14 protein-coding genes are annotated in these 16,458 nt (G+C 69.1%); 6 read left to right on the top strand and 8 right to left on the bottom strand.

Annotated features, from left to right (window positions below):
* The first annotated feature begins 1 nt into the window (after window position 1).
* Genes kdpC through WBG06_RS06070 form a run of 3 tightly spaced genes read left to right on the top strand, consistent with a single transcriptional unit; the run spans window position 2 to window position 3,853 of the window.
* On the top strand, window positions 2-616 hold the full coding sequence (kdpC, locus tag WBG06_RS06080; RefSeq protein WP_336735663.1) for a potassium-transporting ATPase subunit KdpC: 615 nt from the start codon (window positions 2-4) through the stop codon (window positions 614-616).
* A 4-nt stretch (window positions 617-620) separates the two neighbouring features.
* Window positions 621-3,170, top strand: a complete 2,550-nt coding sequence (locus tag WBG06_RS06075; protein WP_336735662.1) for a DUF4118 domain-containing protein — start codon at window positions 621-623, stop codon at window positions 3,168-3,170.
* Window positions 3,167-3,853: a response regulator transcription factor gene (locus tag WBG06_RS06070; RefSeq protein ID WP_336735661.1), complete on the top strand. Its 687-nt coding sequence runs from the start codon at window positions 3,167-3,169 to the stop codon at window positions 3,851-3,853. Before WBG06_RS06075 ends, WBG06_RS06070 begins: the two co-directional genes overlap by 4 nt.
* Here WBG06_RS06070 and WBG06_RS06065 read toward each other — a convergent pair.
* Genes WBG06_RS06065 through WBG06_RS06055 form a run of 3 tightly spaced genes read right to left on the bottom strand, consistent with a single transcriptional unit; the run spans window position 3,850 to window position 6,281 of the window.
* Window positions 3,850-4,530, bottom strand: coding sequence for a potassium channel family protein (locus tag WBG06_RS06065; RefSeq protein ID WP_336735659.1), 681 nt, complete (start codon window positions 4,528-4,530; stop codon window positions 3,850-3,852). The genes WBG06_RS06070 and WBG06_RS06065 overlap by 4 nt on opposite strands.
* On the bottom strand, window positions 4,523-5,878 hold the full coding sequence (locus WBG06_RS06060; RefSeq protein WP_336735658.1) for a TrkH family potassium uptake protein: 1,356 nt from the start codon (window positions 5,876-5,878) through the stop codon (window positions 4,523-4,525). The genes WBG06_RS06065 and WBG06_RS06060 overlap by 8 nt, the downstream gene beginning before the upstream one ends.
* 31 nt (window positions 5,879-5,909) lie before the next feature.
* Window positions 5,910-6,281, bottom strand: coding sequence for a globin (locus WBG06_RS06055; protein WP_336735657.1), 372 nt, complete (start codon window positions 6,279-6,281; stop codon window positions 5,910-5,912).
* An 87-nt stretch (window positions 6,282-6,368) separates the two neighbouring features.
* Here WBG06_RS06055 and WBG06_RS06050 point away from each other — a divergent pair, with 87 nt between their 5' ends.
* On the top strand, window positions 6,369-6,794 hold the full coding sequence (locus WBG06_RS06050) for an OsmC family peroxiredoxin (RefSeq protein WP_336735656.1): 426 nt from the start codon (window positions 6,369-6,371) through the stop codon (window positions 6,792-6,794).
* Between the two features lie 60 nt (window positions 6,795-6,854).
* Here the strand turns inward: WBG06_RS06050 and WBG06_RS06045 are convergent, their stop codons facing one another.
* Entirely contained in the window at window positions 6,855-7,805 is a 951-nt protein-coding gene (locus tag WBG06_RS06045) for a mechanosensitive ion channel family protein (protein WP_336735655.1), read from the bottom strand.
* Between the two features lie 133 nt (window positions 7,806-7,938).
* Here WBG06_RS06045 and WBG06_RS06040 point away from each other — a divergent pair, with 133 nt between their 5' ends.
* On the top strand, window positions 7,939-8,229 hold the full coding sequence (locus WBG06_RS06040; RefSeq protein ID WP_336735654.1) for a hypothetical protein: 291 nt from the start codon (window positions 7,939-7,941) through the stop codon (window positions 8,227-8,229).
* 30 nt (window positions 8,230-8,259) lie between these two features.
* Here the strand turns inward: WBG06_RS06040 and helR are convergent, their stop codons facing one another.
* A complete protein-coding gene (gene helR, locus WBG06_RS06035; RefSeq protein ID WP_336735653.1) occupies window positions 8,260-10,491 on the bottom strand; it encodes an RNA polymerase recycling motor ATPase HelR in 2,232 nt (743 codons plus the stop codon).
* 204 nt (window positions 10,492-10,695) lie between these two features.
* Window positions 10,696-13,239 carry an aminopeptidase N gene (gene pepN, locus WBG06_RS06030; protein ID WP_336735652.1) on the bottom strand — a complete coding sequence of 848 codons (2,544 nt, stop codon included), beginning with the start codon at window positions 13,237-13,239 and terminating at the stop codon, window positions 10,696-10,698.
* Between the two features lie 201 nt (window positions 13,240-13,440).
* Between pepN and WBG06_RS06025 the strand changes: the two genes are divergently transcribed.
* Window positions 13,441-15,126, top strand: coding sequence for a CHAP domain-containing protein (locus WBG06_RS06025; RefSeq protein WP_336735651.1), 1,686 nt, complete (start codon window positions 13,441-13,443; stop codon window positions 15,124-15,126).
* Window positions 15,127-15,201: 75 nt separating this feature from the next.
* Here WBG06_RS06025 and WBG06_RS06020 read toward each other — a convergent pair whose 3' ends face one another.
* Both WBG06_RS06020 and WBG06_RS06015 read right to left on the bottom strand, forming a co-directional pair.
* Window positions 15,202-15,933, bottom strand: a complete 732-nt coding sequence (locus tag WBG06_RS06020; protein ID WP_336735650.1) for a L,D-transpeptidase family protein — start codon at window positions 15,931-15,933, stop codon at window positions 15,202-15,204.
* A 135-nt stretch (window positions 15,934-16,068) separates the two neighbouring features.
* Entirely contained in the window at window positions 16,069-16,323 is a 255-nt protein-coding gene (locus WBG06_RS06015) for a LysR family transcriptional regulator (protein WP_336735649.1), read from the bottom strand.
* Window positions 16,324-16,458: the final 135 nt, after the last annotated feature.

Genomic DNA, 16,458 nt, shown 5'->3' with positions numbered 1-16,458 from the left:
CATGTCAGATCTCTTCGCGCTTCTCCGTCACTCCCTCGCCGGGCTCCGGGTGCTCCTCGCCGCGACCCTGGTGTGCGGTCTCCTCTATCCACTGGTGGTCACCGGGATCGCCCAGGCCGCCTTCGGCTGGCGTGCCGACGGCTCCCTGGTCACCGAGACCGGCGCGCGCACCGACGACCCCGCCGAGGCGGTCGGCTCGGCCCTGATCGGGCAGCGCAACGGCGACGAGGGCCTCTTCTACCCGCGTCCCAGCGCGGCCGGCGACGGCTGGGACACGCTGACCACCTACGGCTCCAACCTCGGCCCCGAGGATCCGGACCTGGTCACGGCGATCCGGGAGCGCCAGCGCGAGATCGCTGCGCGCGAGGGCGTCCCGGTCGGCCAGGTCCCCGCCGACGCCGTCACCACCTCCGCATCCGGCATCGACCCGGACATCTCGCCGGCTTACGCAGCCCTCCAGGTGTCCCGGGTGGCCCGCGCCAACGGGCTCTCGGAGGAGGAGGTGACGGCGTTGGTGGCCGAGCACACCGACGGCCGGACGTTCGGCGTCCTCGGGGCGCCGCGGGTCAACGTGCTCGAGCTCAACATCGCGGTGCGCGAGCAGAAGGTTGAATAGGGACGTGCAGACCACGCCAACGGACGGACGGTCCCCGCGCAAGCGGGGCCGTCTGACCGTCTATCTCGGAGCCGCGCCGGGCGTCGGCAAGACGTACGCCATGCTCGGCGAGGCGCAGCGGCGCCAGGCGCGGGGGACCGACGTGGTCGTCGGCTTCGTCGAGACCCACGACCGCAGCAACACCGCCCGCCAGATCGAGGGGCTCGAGGTGATCCCGCGCCGCGAGATCGACTATCGCGGGACGACCTTCACCGAGCTCGACGTGGAGGCCGTGATCGCCCGCGACCCGAAGGTGGTCTGCGTCGACGAGCTCGCGCACACCAACGTCCCCGGCAGCCGCCACACCAAACGGGCACAAGACGTCGAGCAGATCCGTGCGGCCGGGATCGACGTGATCACCACGGTCAACATCCAGCACCTGGAGTCGCTCAACGACGAGGTCGAGCGGATCACCGGCGTACGCCAGCGGGAGACCGTGCCGGACGAGGTGGTCCGCACCGCCGACCAGATCCAGCTGGTCGACATGGCGCCCGACGCGCTGCGGCGGAGGATGGCCCACGGCAACATCTACAAGCCCGAGAACATCGACGCGAGCCTGAGCTCCTACTTCCGGGTCGGCAACCTGACCGCGTTGCGTGAGCTGGCCCTGTTGTGGCTGGCAGACCGGGTCGACGACGCGCTCGGTGACTATCGCCGTGAGCACCGGATCGAGCACCCCTGGCCGACCAAGGAGCGGATCGTGGTCGCGGTCACCGGCGGCCCGGAGTCGGAGACGCTGCTGCGACGAGCCGCCCGGCTGTGCCAGCGGGCGAAGGGCTCGGAGCTGCTGGCGGTGCACGTGGTCACCGCGGACGGGCTCGCCAGACCGGAAGCAGGGTCCATGGAACGGGTCCAGGCGCTGACGGCCTCGCTGGACGGCACCTTCCACAGCGTGATCGGCGAGGACGCGGCGACCGCCGTCGTCGACTTCGCGACCGGCGCGAACGCCACCATGATCATCGTCGGCGTCTCCCGCCACGGGCGGCTGCGGCGGCTCTTCGCGGGCACCACCGGGGACCGGATCGCGACCGCGGCGGGCTCGATCGACGTACATCTGGTCACCCACGACGAGATCGCCCGCGGCGCGCGGATCCGCAGCGGCCTCGGGTCACCGCTCAGCCGGAGACGGCAGGCCCTCGGCTGGCTGTGCGCGCTCGTGGTGCCCGTCGCTCTGGTCTGGCTGCTGCACCACGACGGCATCGAGGGCGACATCTCCGGCCAGTTGCCGCTGGCCAGCATGCTGCTGCTGGCCGCGACCGTCCTGGTCGCGATGGTCGGAGGCCGCTGGCCCGCGGTGGTCGCGGCGCTGGCCGGGTTCGCCCACCTGAACTGGTGGTTCACCGCGCCGGTGCACCGCTTCACGATCGCCGAGCCCCGCAACCTGGTGATGCTGGTGATCTTCGTGGCCGTCGCGGTCGGTGTCGCCACCGTCGTCGACCACGCCTCCCGCCGCGCCGCGGACGCGCGCCAGGCCAAGGGCGAGGCAGCGACCATGGGGGCGTTGTCGCGCTCCGTGCTCACGGGCCAGGACACCGCCGAGGCGATCGTGAGCCGGGTGCGCGAGACCTTCGCCCAGCAGTCGGTGGTCCTGCTCGAGGAGACGCCGCAGGGCTGGGTGCGGCTGGCGGGGGCGGGGAACGGCTATCCGGCGGAGCCCGACCAGGGCGACGCTCTGGTCGCCGTCGACGACACCCACGTGATCGTCCTGTGCGGCACGCCGTTGCAGGCTCGCGACCGCCGGGTCCTGGAGGCCTTCGCGGTCCAGACGTCGCTGGTGCTGGAGCATCGCCGGCTGCGGGACCAGGCCGACCGCGCGCTCGCTCTGGAGCGGGCCGAGCAGACCTCGACCTCGCTGCTCCGCGCGGTCTCCCACGATCTGCGTACGCCGCTGGCCACGATGCGCGCCGCCCTCGACGGTCTGCTCGTGGGCCGGGTGCCGGAGGAGGACCGCAAGGAGCTCGTCGAGTCGGCGGCGACCTCGGCCGACCAGCTCGAGGCGCTCATCGACAACCTCCTCGATCTCTCCCGCGTCGAGGCCGGCCTGGTCCACCCCGCGATGCGGGACGTCAGCCTCGAGGAGTCGCTGCCACTGGCGGTCGCCGGCCTGCCGCCGGGATCGATCGCGTTCGACGTCGACGAGGACGCCCCGCTCGTACGCACGGACTCGGGGTTGCTGGAGCGGATCGTCGCCAATCTGGTGAGCAACGCCGTCCGGGCCAGCGGCCAGGGGCCCCGCCCCGGCGAGCCGGTGCGCGTCCTCGCCCACGAGACCCCGGAGACTGTGGAGGTGATGATCGTCGACCGCGGGCCAGGTGTTCCGGAGGAGCAGCGGGAGCGGATGTTCGAGCCCTTCCAGCGACTCGACGACACCTCCGCGGACGGGCTGGGCCTCGGTCTGGCGGTGGCCAAGGGGTTGAGCGAGGCGCTCGGGATCAGACTGTCTGCCGAGGACACCCCCGGCGGCGGTCTGACCATGGTCGTCGCGGTGCCGCGTGCGACGGGCGTGGTCCGATGAGCCGGGTCCTCGTCGTCGATGACGAGCCGGCGCTGTTGCGGGCCCTTGCCATCAACCTGCGCGCGGCCGGCTGGGAGGTCGAGACGGCGGTCGACGGGCGCTCGGCGCTCGCCGCCGCGGCGGCGACCCACCCCGACGTCGTCCTGCTCGACCTCGGCCTCCCCGACCTGGACGGCACCGAGGTGATCGAGGGGCTGCGGGGCTGGACCCAGGTGCCGGTGGTGGTGCTCTCCGCTCGCCAGCACGGCGACGACAAGGTCGAGGCGCTCGATCTCGGCGCCGACGACTACGTGACCAAGCCGTTCGCGATGAACGAGCTGATGGCTCGCCTCCGAGCCGCGGTCCGCCGGTCCCAGGACTCGGCGCCGCCCGCGGCCGCGGTCGTGCAGGTCGGGGACCTGGAGATCGACTTCGCGCGCAAGCGCGTCCACAAGGCCGGCTCGGACGTACGGCTGACCCCGACCGAGTGGGCGTTCCTCGAGCTGCTCGCCCGCAACCTCGGCCGGCTGGTCCCGCGAGAGCAGATCCTCACGGAGGTGTGGGGTCCGGCCTACGCCAAGGAGACCCACTACCTGCGGGTCTACGCCGCTCAGCTGCGCCGCAAGCTCGAGGACGACCCCGCCCGCCCCCGCCTCCTGGTGACCACCCCGGGCGTGGGATACACCCTCGAGCCAGGCTCCTAGAGGCGGGCGAACGCCTCCACCTTGTGCTGCGGACCGGAGACGACGATGTGGTCGTCGGGACGGATGACGGTCTCGGGCGTGGTATAGGTGAACGTGCCACCGGCGGGCTTCACCCCGACGACGGTCACCCCGTAGGTCTGCCGGACTCCGATGCCACTGAGACTGCGGTTGTGCAGCACGGCCGGCGGCCGGGTCTTGACGAAGACGTAGCCGTCGTCGAACTCGATGTAGTCGAGCATCCGTCCGCGTACGAGGTGAGCGACGCGCTGGCCCATGTCGTGCTCGGGGCGGACGACGTTGTGCACGCCGATCTGGCTGAGGATCCGGGCGTGCGGTGCGCTGATCGCCTTGGCCCAGACGTTCCGTACGCCGAGGTGGACGGCCACCGAGGCAGTGAGGATGCTCGCCTCGATGTCGGTGCCGATGGCGACGACGACGGTGCCGAAATCGCTCAGCCCGAGCTCGCGCATCGCATCCTCGCTGGTGGTGTCGGCCTCGACGACGTGGGTGAGCAGGCCGGCGTGCTCCTGCACGGTCCGTGGGTCGAGGTCGGCGGCGAGCACCTCCTCGCCCTCCTCGACCAGCTCCAGGGCGAGCGCGCTGCCGAACCGGCCGAGGCCGAGGACGGCCACGCCGCCGCGGGTGGCGCTGTTCTTGTCCGATCTGGTCCTAGCCAATGAGGGGCCGTCCTTCCGGGAAGCGGTGCAGGCGCTCGCGGTCGCGGAGCGCCAGGGCGGAGACGAGGGTGATCGGGCCGATCCTGCCGACGAACATCATCGCGATCAGGACGAGCTGTCCGCCCGCGGGCACGTCGTAGGTGAGGTTGGCCGACAGTCCGACGGTGGCGAAGGCCGAGACGGCCTCGAAGAGCACCCGATGGGTCGGGGCGTCGACCAGGTGCAGCAGGGCGATGGTGCCGGAGACCACGAAGCCGACCGAGAGCAGCGCGACCGTGAGGGCCTGGCGGATCGCGCGCGGGTCGATGCGCCGGTCGAAGGCCTCGACCTCGCGCTGACCGCGCACCTCGGCGACGATGACGAAGAAGAGCAGCATGAAGGTGGTGACCTTGAGGCCGCCCGCCGTGCCCGCGGAGCCACCGCCGATGAGCATCAGCACGTCGACCCCGAGCAGGGTGCCCTCGTGCATCTGCTCGTAGTCGAGGCTGTTGAACCCGGCCGTACGTGTCATGGTGCTCTGGAAGAAGCCGGCCAGCACCTTCCCCGGCGTGCTCAGTGCGCCCAGGGTGTCGGGGTTGCCCCACTCGACGGCGGTGAAGAACACCGTGCCGAGGAGCAGCAGTCCGACGGTGCCGGAGACGGTCATCTTCGTGTGCAGGCTCCACATCCGCACCTTCGTACGCTGCAGCAGCTCGAGCCACACCGGGAACCCGAGCCCGCCGGCGATCACCGCGACGGCGATCGGCAGGCAGATCCAGGGGTCGTCGACGTACCCCATCAGGTTGTCGGACCGCAGCGCGAAGCCGGCGTTGTTGAAGGCGGAGATCGAGTGGAAGACGCCGTCGTAGACGGCCCGGCCGAGCGTGGAGCCGTAGCCCAGCCAGAAGCGCAGGGTCAGCGGGATCGCGATGATCAGCTCGATGACCACGCTGATGCCGACCACGCCCAGGATGAGGCGGCGTACGTCTCCGAGCCCCGAGCTGGTGTGCTCGACGGCCGCGGTGAGCCGGAAGCGCAGCCCGAGCCGGCGGAAGACCACCAGCGCCAGCATCGAGGCGAGGGTCATGATCCCGATCCCGCCGACCTGGATCAGGCCGAGGATGGTGACCTCGCCGAACGTCGACCAGTAGGTCGGGGTGTCGACCACGACCAGGCCGGTGACGCAGACGGCGCTGGTCGCGGTGAACAGGGCCGTCAGGAACGGGGCGTGACCCGGCTCGGTGCGGGCCACCGGAAGCATCAGGAGCAGCGTGCCGATGAGGATCGTCGCGGCGAAGCCGACTGCCACGATCTGGCTCGGATGGCGTAGCACTCTTCGGCCACGACGCACGGGGGAGCTGATCGACACAGCCGCCACTCTAGGGGCACTGCCCCCGTGATCAGCTGGGGGTGTTGATCATGAAGTTGGCGGCGTGCTCGGCGTACGCCCAGAACTGCGCGTCCTGCTCGGGGGTGAGCCCCGCAGCGTCGAGGCCCTCACGGAAATGCTGGAGCCAGCGGTCACGAGCCTCCGAGGTGACCTCGAACGGGGCGTGCCGCATCCGCAGGCGCGGGTGGCCGCGCTGCTCGGAGTAGGTCGTCGGGCCGCCCCAGTACTGCGCGAGGAAGAGGGTCAGCCGCTCCTGAGCCGGACCGAGGTCCTCCTCGGGATACATCGGCCGCATCAGCTCGTCGGTCGCCACGCCCTCGTAGAACTTGGCCACGATCGTGCGGATGGTCTCCATCCCGCCGATCTCCTCATAAAACGTCACTGCGCCATTCTTCCACGCGGGTCCGCGCTCGCCGCCCGTGGCAGGATCGGGGACGTACGCACACACTCGATCTTTGGGAGATGAACGATGGCCACCACCCGCACTGCCACCACCGTCTGGGAGGGCACCCTCTTCGAGGGCGCCGGCAAGGTGACGCTGGACTCCTCGGGCCTGGGGACCTACGACGTGTCCTGGCCGGCGCGCTCCGCGGAGCCCGGCGGGAAGACCAGCCCCGAGGAGCTCATCGCCGCCGCCCACTCGTCCTGCTTCTCGATGGCCTTCTCCAACGGCCTGGCCGAGAACGGCACCCCGGCGACCAGCCTGGAGACCAGCGCCGAGGTCGAGTTCACCCCGGGCACGGGCATCACCGGCATCAAGCTCACCACCCGCGGCGTCGTCGAGGGGCTCGACAACGAGACCTTCGTACGCCTCGCCGAGGCCGCCAAGGCAGGCTGCCCGGTCAGCCAGGCGCTCGCCGGCACCACGATCACCCTCGACGCCGCGCTCGCCTGAGATCCCGCCTGAGAAACAGTGATGCCCCGGCCTCGGCCGGGGCATCACAGGCGGCGTACGTCAGGCGTTCGCGTTCTGCTCCTCGGCCGCGGCCGCCTTCTCCTCGCGGTGCCAGATGACCCGCTGCGGGAACGGCATCTCGATGCCCTCGTAGTCGAGACGAGCCTTGATCCGCTGGCGCATCTCGCGGGCGATCGCCCACTGCTTCAGCGGCAGGGTCTTGATGAGCACTCGCAGGGTGATCGAGTCGGCGGCCAGCGCCTCGACACCGGTGACCTCGGGCTCCTCGATGATCTGGCCCTTGAACTCCTCGTCGACCCACAGGTCGTGGGAGACCTCCCGGAGCACGCGCTGCACCTTGTTGAGGTCCTCGTTGTAGCCGACCCCGACGTCGATGACGGCGCGGGCCCAGTTCTGGCTGTGGTTGCCGACGGTGAGGATCTCGCCGTTGGGGATGTACCAGACCGTGCCGTCGAGCGAGCGCAGGCGGGTGATCCGCAGCGTCACCGCCTCGACGGTGCCGCTGATGTTGTTGACCTCGATGCTGTCACCGACGCCGTACTGGTCCTCGATGATCATGAAGACGCCGGACAGGTAGTCCCGCACCAGCGACTGGGCACCGAAACCGAGCGCCAGACCGACGATCCCGGCCGAGGCGATGATCGGCGCGATGTTGATGCCGAGCTCGTCCAGGATCATGGTGGCGAAGATCGCGACCAGGACACCGGTGACGACGCTCTTGAGCAGCGAGCCGATCGCCTGCGCGCGCTGGCTGCGACGCGACGAGGCGATGCTCGTCTCGCTCGCCTCGGCCGACCTGGTGATCTTGCCGGTGAGCGCGGGCGCCTCGACGGCGCGGAGGACGACCTTGTCGATGACCCGTTGCAGGATCCAGCGCAGCACGATGGCGAGCAGGATCAGCCCGGCGATACGCAAGGGGATGCCGATCACCCATTCGCCGAGCGTCGACCAGGAGACCGAGACCAGAGGGGGGTTCGGGGGGAAGGACATGATTTCCAGTATCCAGCGCGTTCAAGGTCGGCGGCCAATCCGCCGCGGTCGAGCACAGCCGGGTATCGCCCAGCGGCACGGGGATCCAGGGGCGTTGATGAGAACCAGGGTGTACGCCGGTTAGTATCTGCCCGTGAGCAACCAGATCCTGCGCCGCGCCGGCCTCATCGGCGCCTCTGCCACCGCCGCTGTCGTCGCCTCTGTTGCTACCGCCGGCCCCGCCAGCGCCGAGGTCCCCAACGGTTGGCCGGTCGCCGAGGAGATGACCGCCTCCGGGCTGCTCCTCCTCATCCTGCTCATCCCGGTGGTCCTGATGGTGATCATCTCCCTCGTGGTGCTCCTGCCCGGCGTGCTCCGCGGCGAGGGGCTGCTGCCGAAGCCCCACAAGGGCGACGACGACAACCTCCCCGCCGCGACCCACTGACGTCGGACGGGACCGACCTCTGGGTAACGGTCAGGTCGTGAGCACCATCAGCCGCTGAGTCGCCCGGGTCATCGCGACGTAGCGGTCCACCGCACCCTCGATCCCGGACCCGAAGCTATCCGGGTCGATCAGGATCACCAGATCGAACTCCAGGCCCTTGGCGTGCACGGGACTCAGGCGGCGTACCCGGCCTTCGGCGGCATCCGTCGAACCGGCGGCGATGACGCAGGCGATGCCTTCGTCGTGCTCGGCGAGCCAGGTGTGCAGGATCTCGTCGAGGTCCGCGACCGAGCCGTGGACGACGGGAAGACCGGAGGCACGGATCGACGTCGGCACGTTGGCGTCGGGCAGGGCGGCGCGGATGACGGGCTCGGCCTCGGCCATCACCTCCTCGGGCGTGCGGTAGTTGACGGTCAGGCCGGCCATCTCGATCCGGTCCAGACCGACCCGCTCGAGCCGCTCCTGCCACGACTCGGTGAAGCCGTGGCGGGCCTGCGCTCGGTCACCGACGATCGTGAAGCTGCGCGAGGGGCAGCGGCTGATCAGCATCTGCCACTCGGCGTCGGTGAGCTCCTGGGCCTCGTCGACGACGATGTGCGCGAAGGGGCCGGCGTAGGGGTCGAGCTCGTCGGGCTCGCGTACGGAGTCGTCCAGCAGCGCGGTGCGCAGGTCCTGGCCGCGGAGCATCGACATCACCTTCATGTCGGAGTCGTCATGGCTGATCAGGTCGGAGACGACCTCGGCCTTCGCCCTCCGGTCGGCGGCCGCGGCCGCCTTCTGGGCGCTCCGGCGGCGTGAGGCGTCGGGGTCGCCGAGGCGACGGTGAGCTGCATCGAGCAGCGGCAGGTCGGCCTCGGTCCAGGCCTGACTGTCCTGGCGCTGCAGCGCCTTCACCTCGTCGGGAGCGAGCCACGGCGCGCACATCCGCAGGAACGCCGGCACCTCCCACAGGTCGCCGACGAGGTCGGCGGGCTTCAGCCGCGGCCAGACCTGACCGAAGACGTCGAGCAGTGCGGCGTTGGTCTCGAGCGACGTGCGGAGGGCGTCGGTCGCATCCTCGTCGACCAGGCCGTACGCGTCGAACTCGTCCTCCACCTGGTCCTCATCGCCCCAGTCGTCGATATCGGCGTCATAGTCGCGGTCTGGGTCGGTGGCGCCGTTCTCCTGGATCCTGTCGGTCACGATCTTCAGCAGCGCGTCCCAGACCTGGTCGCGGGCGTCGTTGTGCGGCGTACCCTGCTCGGCCGCCGAGATCGCCTCGGCCCAGTCGCTGGTGCTGATCACCGCGTCTCCATAGGGGGTCTCGACCAGGGTCGGCTTCGCCGGCGGTCTCTCGTAGAGCGCCACCGCCGGCTCGATCGCCGCGACCATCCGGGCATCGGCCTTCAGCCGGGCCACCTCCGGGTCCGTCTCAGGCAGCAACGAGGCGCCCTCGGGCACCATCCGGCGCAGCGTCGTGGTGCGTACGCCCTCCTCACCGAGGCTGGGCAGCACGTCGGCGACATAGGAGAGGTAGGGCTCGTGCGGTCCCACGAACAGCACCCCGCCCTTCCCCTCGCCGAGGCGAGGGTCGGAGTAGAGGAGGTACGCCGTGCGGTGCAGCGCCACCACGGTCTTGCCCGTCCCGGGACCGCCGTCGACGACCAGGGAGCCGCGCGAGGACGCACGGATGATGGCGTCCTGGTCGGACTGGATCGTGCCGAGCACATCACGCATCCGCGGCGAGCGGCTGCTGCCGAGCGTGGCGATGAAGGCCGACTGGTCGTCGAGCGCGGCATGTCCCTCGAGCCCCTCGGCGGTGAAGACCTCGTCCCAGTAGTCGGTGATCCGTCCGTTGGTCCATCGGTAGCGACGCCGGCTCAGCAGGCCGTGCGGGTCGGCGTGCGTCGCGGCGAAGAACGGCTCGGCGGCCGGTGAGCGCCAGTCGACCAGCAGCCGGCGCCCGTCGCTGGCGGTCAGCCCGAGCCGACCGATGTAGACCGTGCCGCCCGACTCGGTGACGATCCGCCCCAGGCACAGGTCCAGACTGAACCTGCGCAGCATCCGCAGCTGCCCGCCGAGCCGGTGCACCTCCAGATCGCGGTCCATCGCCTCCTGTCCGTGTCCGCCCGGACGACGGCGTACCTCGTCCAGCCGCGAGGTCAGCTCGGCGATCTGCTCCTCGAGACTCCGACCGATGGCAGCGAAGTGCTGCTCGTCATCGGCGATCAGTGCCGGGTCCGCCTTGGCGTCGTGACGGCCCGCGAGATCGAATGCTTGCAACGTTGAATCCCCTGTCTGAACAGGTGATTTACCTGTTCGAGACCGAGATTCTGCACCAATCCGGGGGGCTTGTTTCAAGCCCCTGGGTGCGCTATAAAGTTGTTAGTGGAAGGGAGAGACTCCCTTCCATTCGTGGTTTTCGCCGCAGATGCGAAGGACCCCCGGACGGCGTACGTCGTCTGGGGGTCCTTCGTCGTGCGTGGGCTACTGCGCGTCGCGCTCCTGGGCGGCGAGGGCGCGGGCGACCTCGTCACGACCCTCGCGGACGTACCGCTTGGCGGCGGGCTCGGCGGGGGAGGTCTCCAGCCACTTGTCGGCCTTCTCGAGGAGCTCCGGGGAGGCGGCCGGCTTCGGGAAGATGAACTCCAGCACGGTCGAGGCGCGGTGCGTGCCGAGGTGCTCCCAGAGGGTGTCGGCGGCCTCGAAGTAGCGGTCGACGTAGGGTGCGAGCACCTCGTCCTGGCCACTGCGCTGGAACGAGAGCACGATCGATCGGGCGGTCTCGTTGGCGACGTCGGTGCGGACGACGACCGCGTCCCAGGCGGCCTCCTTGGCCTCGGCCGTCGGCTGGGCGGCACGGGCGGCGGCTGCCTTCTCCTGGCCAGAGATGGTGTTGTCGCGCTCGAGCTCGGCGGCGATCTCGGTCTCACCGAAGGTGCCCGAGGCGGCCAGGCCCGTGACCAGCGCCCAGCGCAGGTCCTGGTCGATGTCGAGGCCGTCGAAGGCGAGGTCGCCGGAGAGCAGGCCCTGGAGGTCGGCGATCGCGGCCTCGGAGCGGGCCGCCGCGGCGTACGTCCGGGCGAAGGTCAGCTGGTGGTCGCTGCCCGGGGCAGCGGCCTCCAGCAGGCTCCGCAACCCGGTCTCCCAGCGAGCCTTGAGGGCGTCGCGGTTGGCCGGGGCGGAGAACGAGTTGACCGCCTGGGCGGCGAAGACCGGGATCCGGGTGACGCCCCAGGCGTCGGTCTCCTGGCCGATGTTGGCGAGCACGAGCTCGACGAAGTCGGTCGCCTTCATCTCGGCGTCGCGGGTCATGTCCCAGGCCGCACCCCAGATCAGGGCGCGCGACAGCGAGTCGTCCAGCGCGGACAGCGACGACAGCGCGGTGGCCAGCGAGCGCTCGTCGAGCCGGATCTTGGCGTAGGTCAGGTCGCCCTCGTTGAGCAGCAGCAGGTCGGGCTGCTTGGCGCCCTCGAGCTGTGACACCGAGGTCAGCTCGCCGGTGACGTCGATCTCGAACGCGTCGCGGCGCACGAGCGAGCCGTCGACCAGGTCGTAGAGGCCGAGGCCGATGCGGTGGCGACGCAGGGTCGGGTGGTCGGCGGCCGCCGACTGGCGCACGGCGAAGGAGGCGTAGGAGCCGTCCTCGGCGAGGGTGAACTCGGGCGTGAGGGTGTTCACGCCGGCGGTCTGCAGCCACTCCTGGGCCCAGCCCTGGAGCTCGCGGCCGGAGGCGGCCTCGAGGTGGCGCAGCAGGTCCTTGAACTCGGAGTTCCCGTAGGCGAACTCCTTGAAGTAGGCCTTGAGGCCCTCCAGGAACGGCTCCAGGCCGACCCACGCCACCAGCTGCTTCAGGACAGAGGCGCCCTTGGCGTAGGTGATCATGTCGAAGTTGACCTCGACGGCCTGCAGGTCGTAGTTGTCCGCGGCGATCGGGTGGGTGGTGGGCAGCTGGTCCTGGCGGTAGCCGGTCTGCTTGCGGGCGTTGGTGAAGCCGGTCCAGGCGTCGGTGAACTCGGTCGCGTTGGCCTGGGCGTGGTAGCAGGCCCACTCGGCGAAGGACTCGTTGAGCCAGAGGTCGTCCCACCACTTCATCGTGACCAGGTCGCCGAACCACATGTGGGCCATCTCGTGCAGGATCACCGAGGCGCGGAAGTCGTAGAACGAGCGCGGCTGCTTGGAGCGCGGCAGGTATTCGTCGCGCAGCGTCACGGCGCCGGCGTTCTCCATCGCGCCCATGTTGTATTCCGGCACGTAGAGCTGGTCGTACTTGCCGAACGGGTAGGGGAAGTCGAAGGCGTCCTCGAAGAACTCGAAGCCCTGCTTGGTGATCTTCACGACCTCGTCGCGGTCGAGGTAGGGGACCAGCGACTGGCGGCAGTAGTGGCCCAGCGGGATGGTGCCGAACTTGCCCTCGTAGACGTCCTGGACCTCGTGGTATTCACCGGCGACCAGCGCGGTGATGTAGGTCGACATCTTCTTGGTGGGCTCGAAGTCCCAGGTCGCGCGACCGTCGCCCAGCGGCTTCGGCTCGGGCGTGGGGGAGTTGGAGACGACCTTCCAGCTCTCGGGGGCGGTGACGTGGAAGGTGAAGACGGACTTGAGGTCGGGCTGTTCGAAGGTGGTGTAGACGCGGCGGGCGTCGGGGACCTCGAACTGGGAGTAGAGGTAGACGCGGTCGTCGGCGGGGTCGACGAAGCGGTGCAGGCCCTCGCCGGTGTGGGAGTAGGTGCAGTCGGCCTTGACGACGAGCACGTTCTCGGCCGCGAGGCCGTCGAGCTGGATCCGAGAGTCCTGGTAGGCCACCGCAGGGTCGAGCGCCACGCCGTTGAGGGTGATCTCGTGGACGGTCGCGTCGACGAGATCGGCGAAGGTGGAGGCGCCGGCCTCGGCGGAGGTGAAGGTGATCGTCGTCGTCGAGCCGAAGGTCTCAGCACCCGTGGTGAGGTCGAGTTCGATGTCGTACGACAGGACGTCGAGGAGCGCGGCTCTAGCGGTGGCTTCGACGCGCGTGAGATTGGTTCCAGGCATGGCTGGATCCTCTCATTCTGCCCGGAATTCGAGACATTTATATCGCCCTTGTTGCCCGTTCTTTGGTGTCCTCACGCGGGGAAAGTAAAAATACAGCATTGTAATTCCGACACACCGGTATCAATGGTTGACAACTTTCTCTAGGGTGCTCATGTGCCCCTCAAGTCACAGAAACATCAGTATTCACAGGAGTCGCGCCAGGTGGGGAAGCCTGGCGGGGCGCTGCGCCGGACCTTGGTCACCGGCGCGGTTCTGCTGCTCGTGGGCCTCGGTGTACAAGTCATCCCCAAGCTGGCTTCACCGGCGCACGCGGGCTCCATCACGCTCTGCTCCGGCTTCTCGGACTGCCGCAGCAAGGGCTATTCCACCGGCGGTTACGAGAAAGCCTGGGGGAACATGTACTGGCGCATGTACGCCGGTCGAAACTGCACCAACTACGTCGCGTACAAGCTGATCAAGACCGGCCTGCCGAACGCTCGCCCGTGGTCGGGTGAGGGCAACGCCACCAACTGGGGTGTTGCGTTGAGCAGGTTGACGAACCGGACGCCGACGGTCGGCTCCGTCGCTTGGTGGCACTCCTCGCACCCGAGCGCGAGCCGCTTCGGGCACGTCGCGATCGTCGAGCGGGTCGGGTCGGACTCGATCACGATCTCGGAGTCCAACTACGGCAGCGATCTCAGCTGGCGCCGGATCGGCAAGGGGTCGGTGAACTACCCGACCGGGTTCATCCACATCAACGACAAGGGGACGCCGTCGTCGACGAAACGCCTCTCGGTCACCAAGCGACCGACGGTCGAGGGAACGGCGCAGGTCGGCAAGGCTGTCACGGTCAACACCGGCTCGTGGAGCCCGAACCCGAACAAGATCCGCTACCAGTGGATCGTGGACAAGAAGCCGATCCCGGGAGCGACCAACAAGACCTTCCGCATCCCGGGCAGCCTCGCGGGCAAGCAGATCGCCGCGGTGCTCACCGGCACCCGCGACGGCTACGCCTCGGCGAAGACGATGAGCGTGATCGTGCCGCCGATCAAGCAAGGCACGTTCAAGGTGCTGAGGCAGCCGACGATCAGCGGCACCCAGAAGGTCGGCTCGACGGTCTCCGTCGGCGGTGCGGACTACGAGCCGTCGGCCAAGATCGGCGAGATCAGGTGGTACGCCGACAAGACGCTGATCGCGCGCACCAAGTCCCGCTTCCTGAAGGTGCCGGCATCGGCCTCCGGGAAAAGGATCGGCGCCCTCGTCGTCGGTGTCCAGACGGGCTACAAGCCGAAGCACTCGTACGCCTTCGCCACCACTCTCGTCGGGGGCGGCAAGGCTCCGCAGCAACCCACGGAGCCCACCGAGCCGCCGAGCGGCACGTTGGCCCAGACCGGAGCCGGCTTCGTCAAGGGCGGCACGCGTCTCGGTGGCCTGATGCAGGTCGACCCGGGCACGTTCAGCGAGGCGGTGGACATCTCCTACCAGTGGACGCGTGAAGGTACGCCGATCTCTGGTGCGACGACCGAGAAGTACCGTCCGACGGCCTCCGACGTCGGCCACCGGCTGAGCGTCACCGTGGTCGCTCGCTCCCGCAGCGGCGAGACGCTGAGCAAGACGTACGGCCCCAGCGGCCGGGTGCGCGTCAAGCCCCGCGTCAACGTGGTCGCCGCGGACGGGTCGCGCCAGACCAAGGTCGACGTCCGCGTGACGGCCTCGGGCTACACCCCGACCGGCAGCGTCACGATCGTGACCAACGGCGACCGCAAGGTCACCCAGGCGCTCAGCGGAGGGTCCACGAGCGTCACCTTCGTCAAGCTCCCGCCGGACGAGTACGTCGTGAAGGTCTACTACCGCGGCGACGAGGTCGCCTACTGGGCGAGCGGGGGTGACTGGGCCACCGTCAGGTGACCGATCATCCGTCGAAATGGCCGTGGGCCGGAGCGATCATCGCTCCGGCCCACGGTGTTTCTTCGATCAGGCGCGTCAGGCTCCGATGGCGATGACGGGCTTCTTGGCGGGGTCGAGAAGGCTGAAGTACTCCTTCATCATCCAGCGCGGGACGCTGACGCATCCGCCGGTCGCGCCGGAGCCGTTGACGTGCAGGAAGATCCCCGCGCCGCGGTAGCGGACCGGGTTGTCGTAGTTGTACTTGACGACGACCGCGTACTCGTACTGCGTCGGGTAGGCCGCGAGCCGCTCGGAGCTGTTCACGTCGCTCGCCGGCAGCCACCAGCGGAAGCCGCCCTGGGACTTGAGGCGATAGCGGTTGTAGTAGGCAGACTTGTTGTCCTGGACCCAGTAGGCATCGCTGGTGATCTTGCGATGGCTCAGCTTCTGGGTGCTCGCCTTGGCGTGGGTGCCGAAGGTGGACATCAGGCTGAAGGTGCCCATCGGGGTCGTGCTGGTGCCCTGCTTGCGCTGGTCACGCGGCACCAGCCCACCCGAACCGATGCGGCCCTTGGTGGTCATGAACTTCTGCGTCCACTTCCCGTCGGTCTTCTGCCAGAACCGGACGTTCGCGTACGTCCCCGACGTGCGGTTCACGGTGACGGCCTGGGTGCCGCCGTAGGGCACGGCGACCGAGACGCCGTCGAGCACCACGGTGGTCGCAGCGCCGGCGTTGGAGGGCAACAGAGAGAACATGGCAGCAGCGGTCGCAACGACAGCGACGACACCACCGACCAGGCCCGTTCTCCGATCGATCGAGAGTCTCACGAGACTCCTCCTCGTTACATGGGGGATTGGTTCGATCCGAGTGATCGAACCGCGGGATTTTACTTGGACATGCCAGGGCGTACCGACAAGTAGCGGTAACGAGTCCGGAACAAACGCTCCGGCCGCCGCTGGTGGTCAGGCGGCCTGCCCGAGGTTGAGTACCTCGTCTGCGGCGTCGAGGATCTGGCGGAACTTCTGAATTCGCTTCTCGCCGGCCTTGGTGAGCGTCCCTCGAGCGTCGACGGCGAGGAGCTCGACTCCGGTCGCGATCTCGAGATTGGAGATCCGCTTGCGGAGCCCCTGTCGAGTCATGTTCTGGGCTCGCGCGGCGGCTTCGACGCTGCCGTATTCGACAGTGGCGACGAGCGCCTTGATCCAACTTGTGTGCATTGCTGCGGTCCTCCCTGAGTGGACTCCGAGAACCCCGCCGAGTGTGGGGCGCAGGTATGGGAGTGTCAGGAACTTTGTGTAACTGATCATCGGCTTGTTTGTGTTCAGTTCAGACCCAGGCGTTCTTCGCCGAAG

The organism is Nocardioides sp. CCNWLW239 (genome assembly GCF_037137035.1).
In the GTDB taxonomy this organism is placed as follows: Bacteria; Actinomycetota; Actinomycetes; order Propionibacteriales; family Nocardioidaceae; genus Nocardioides.
Note: the sequence above shows the minus strand (reverse complement) of the source record. Positions and strands in the feature narration are given on the sequence as shown.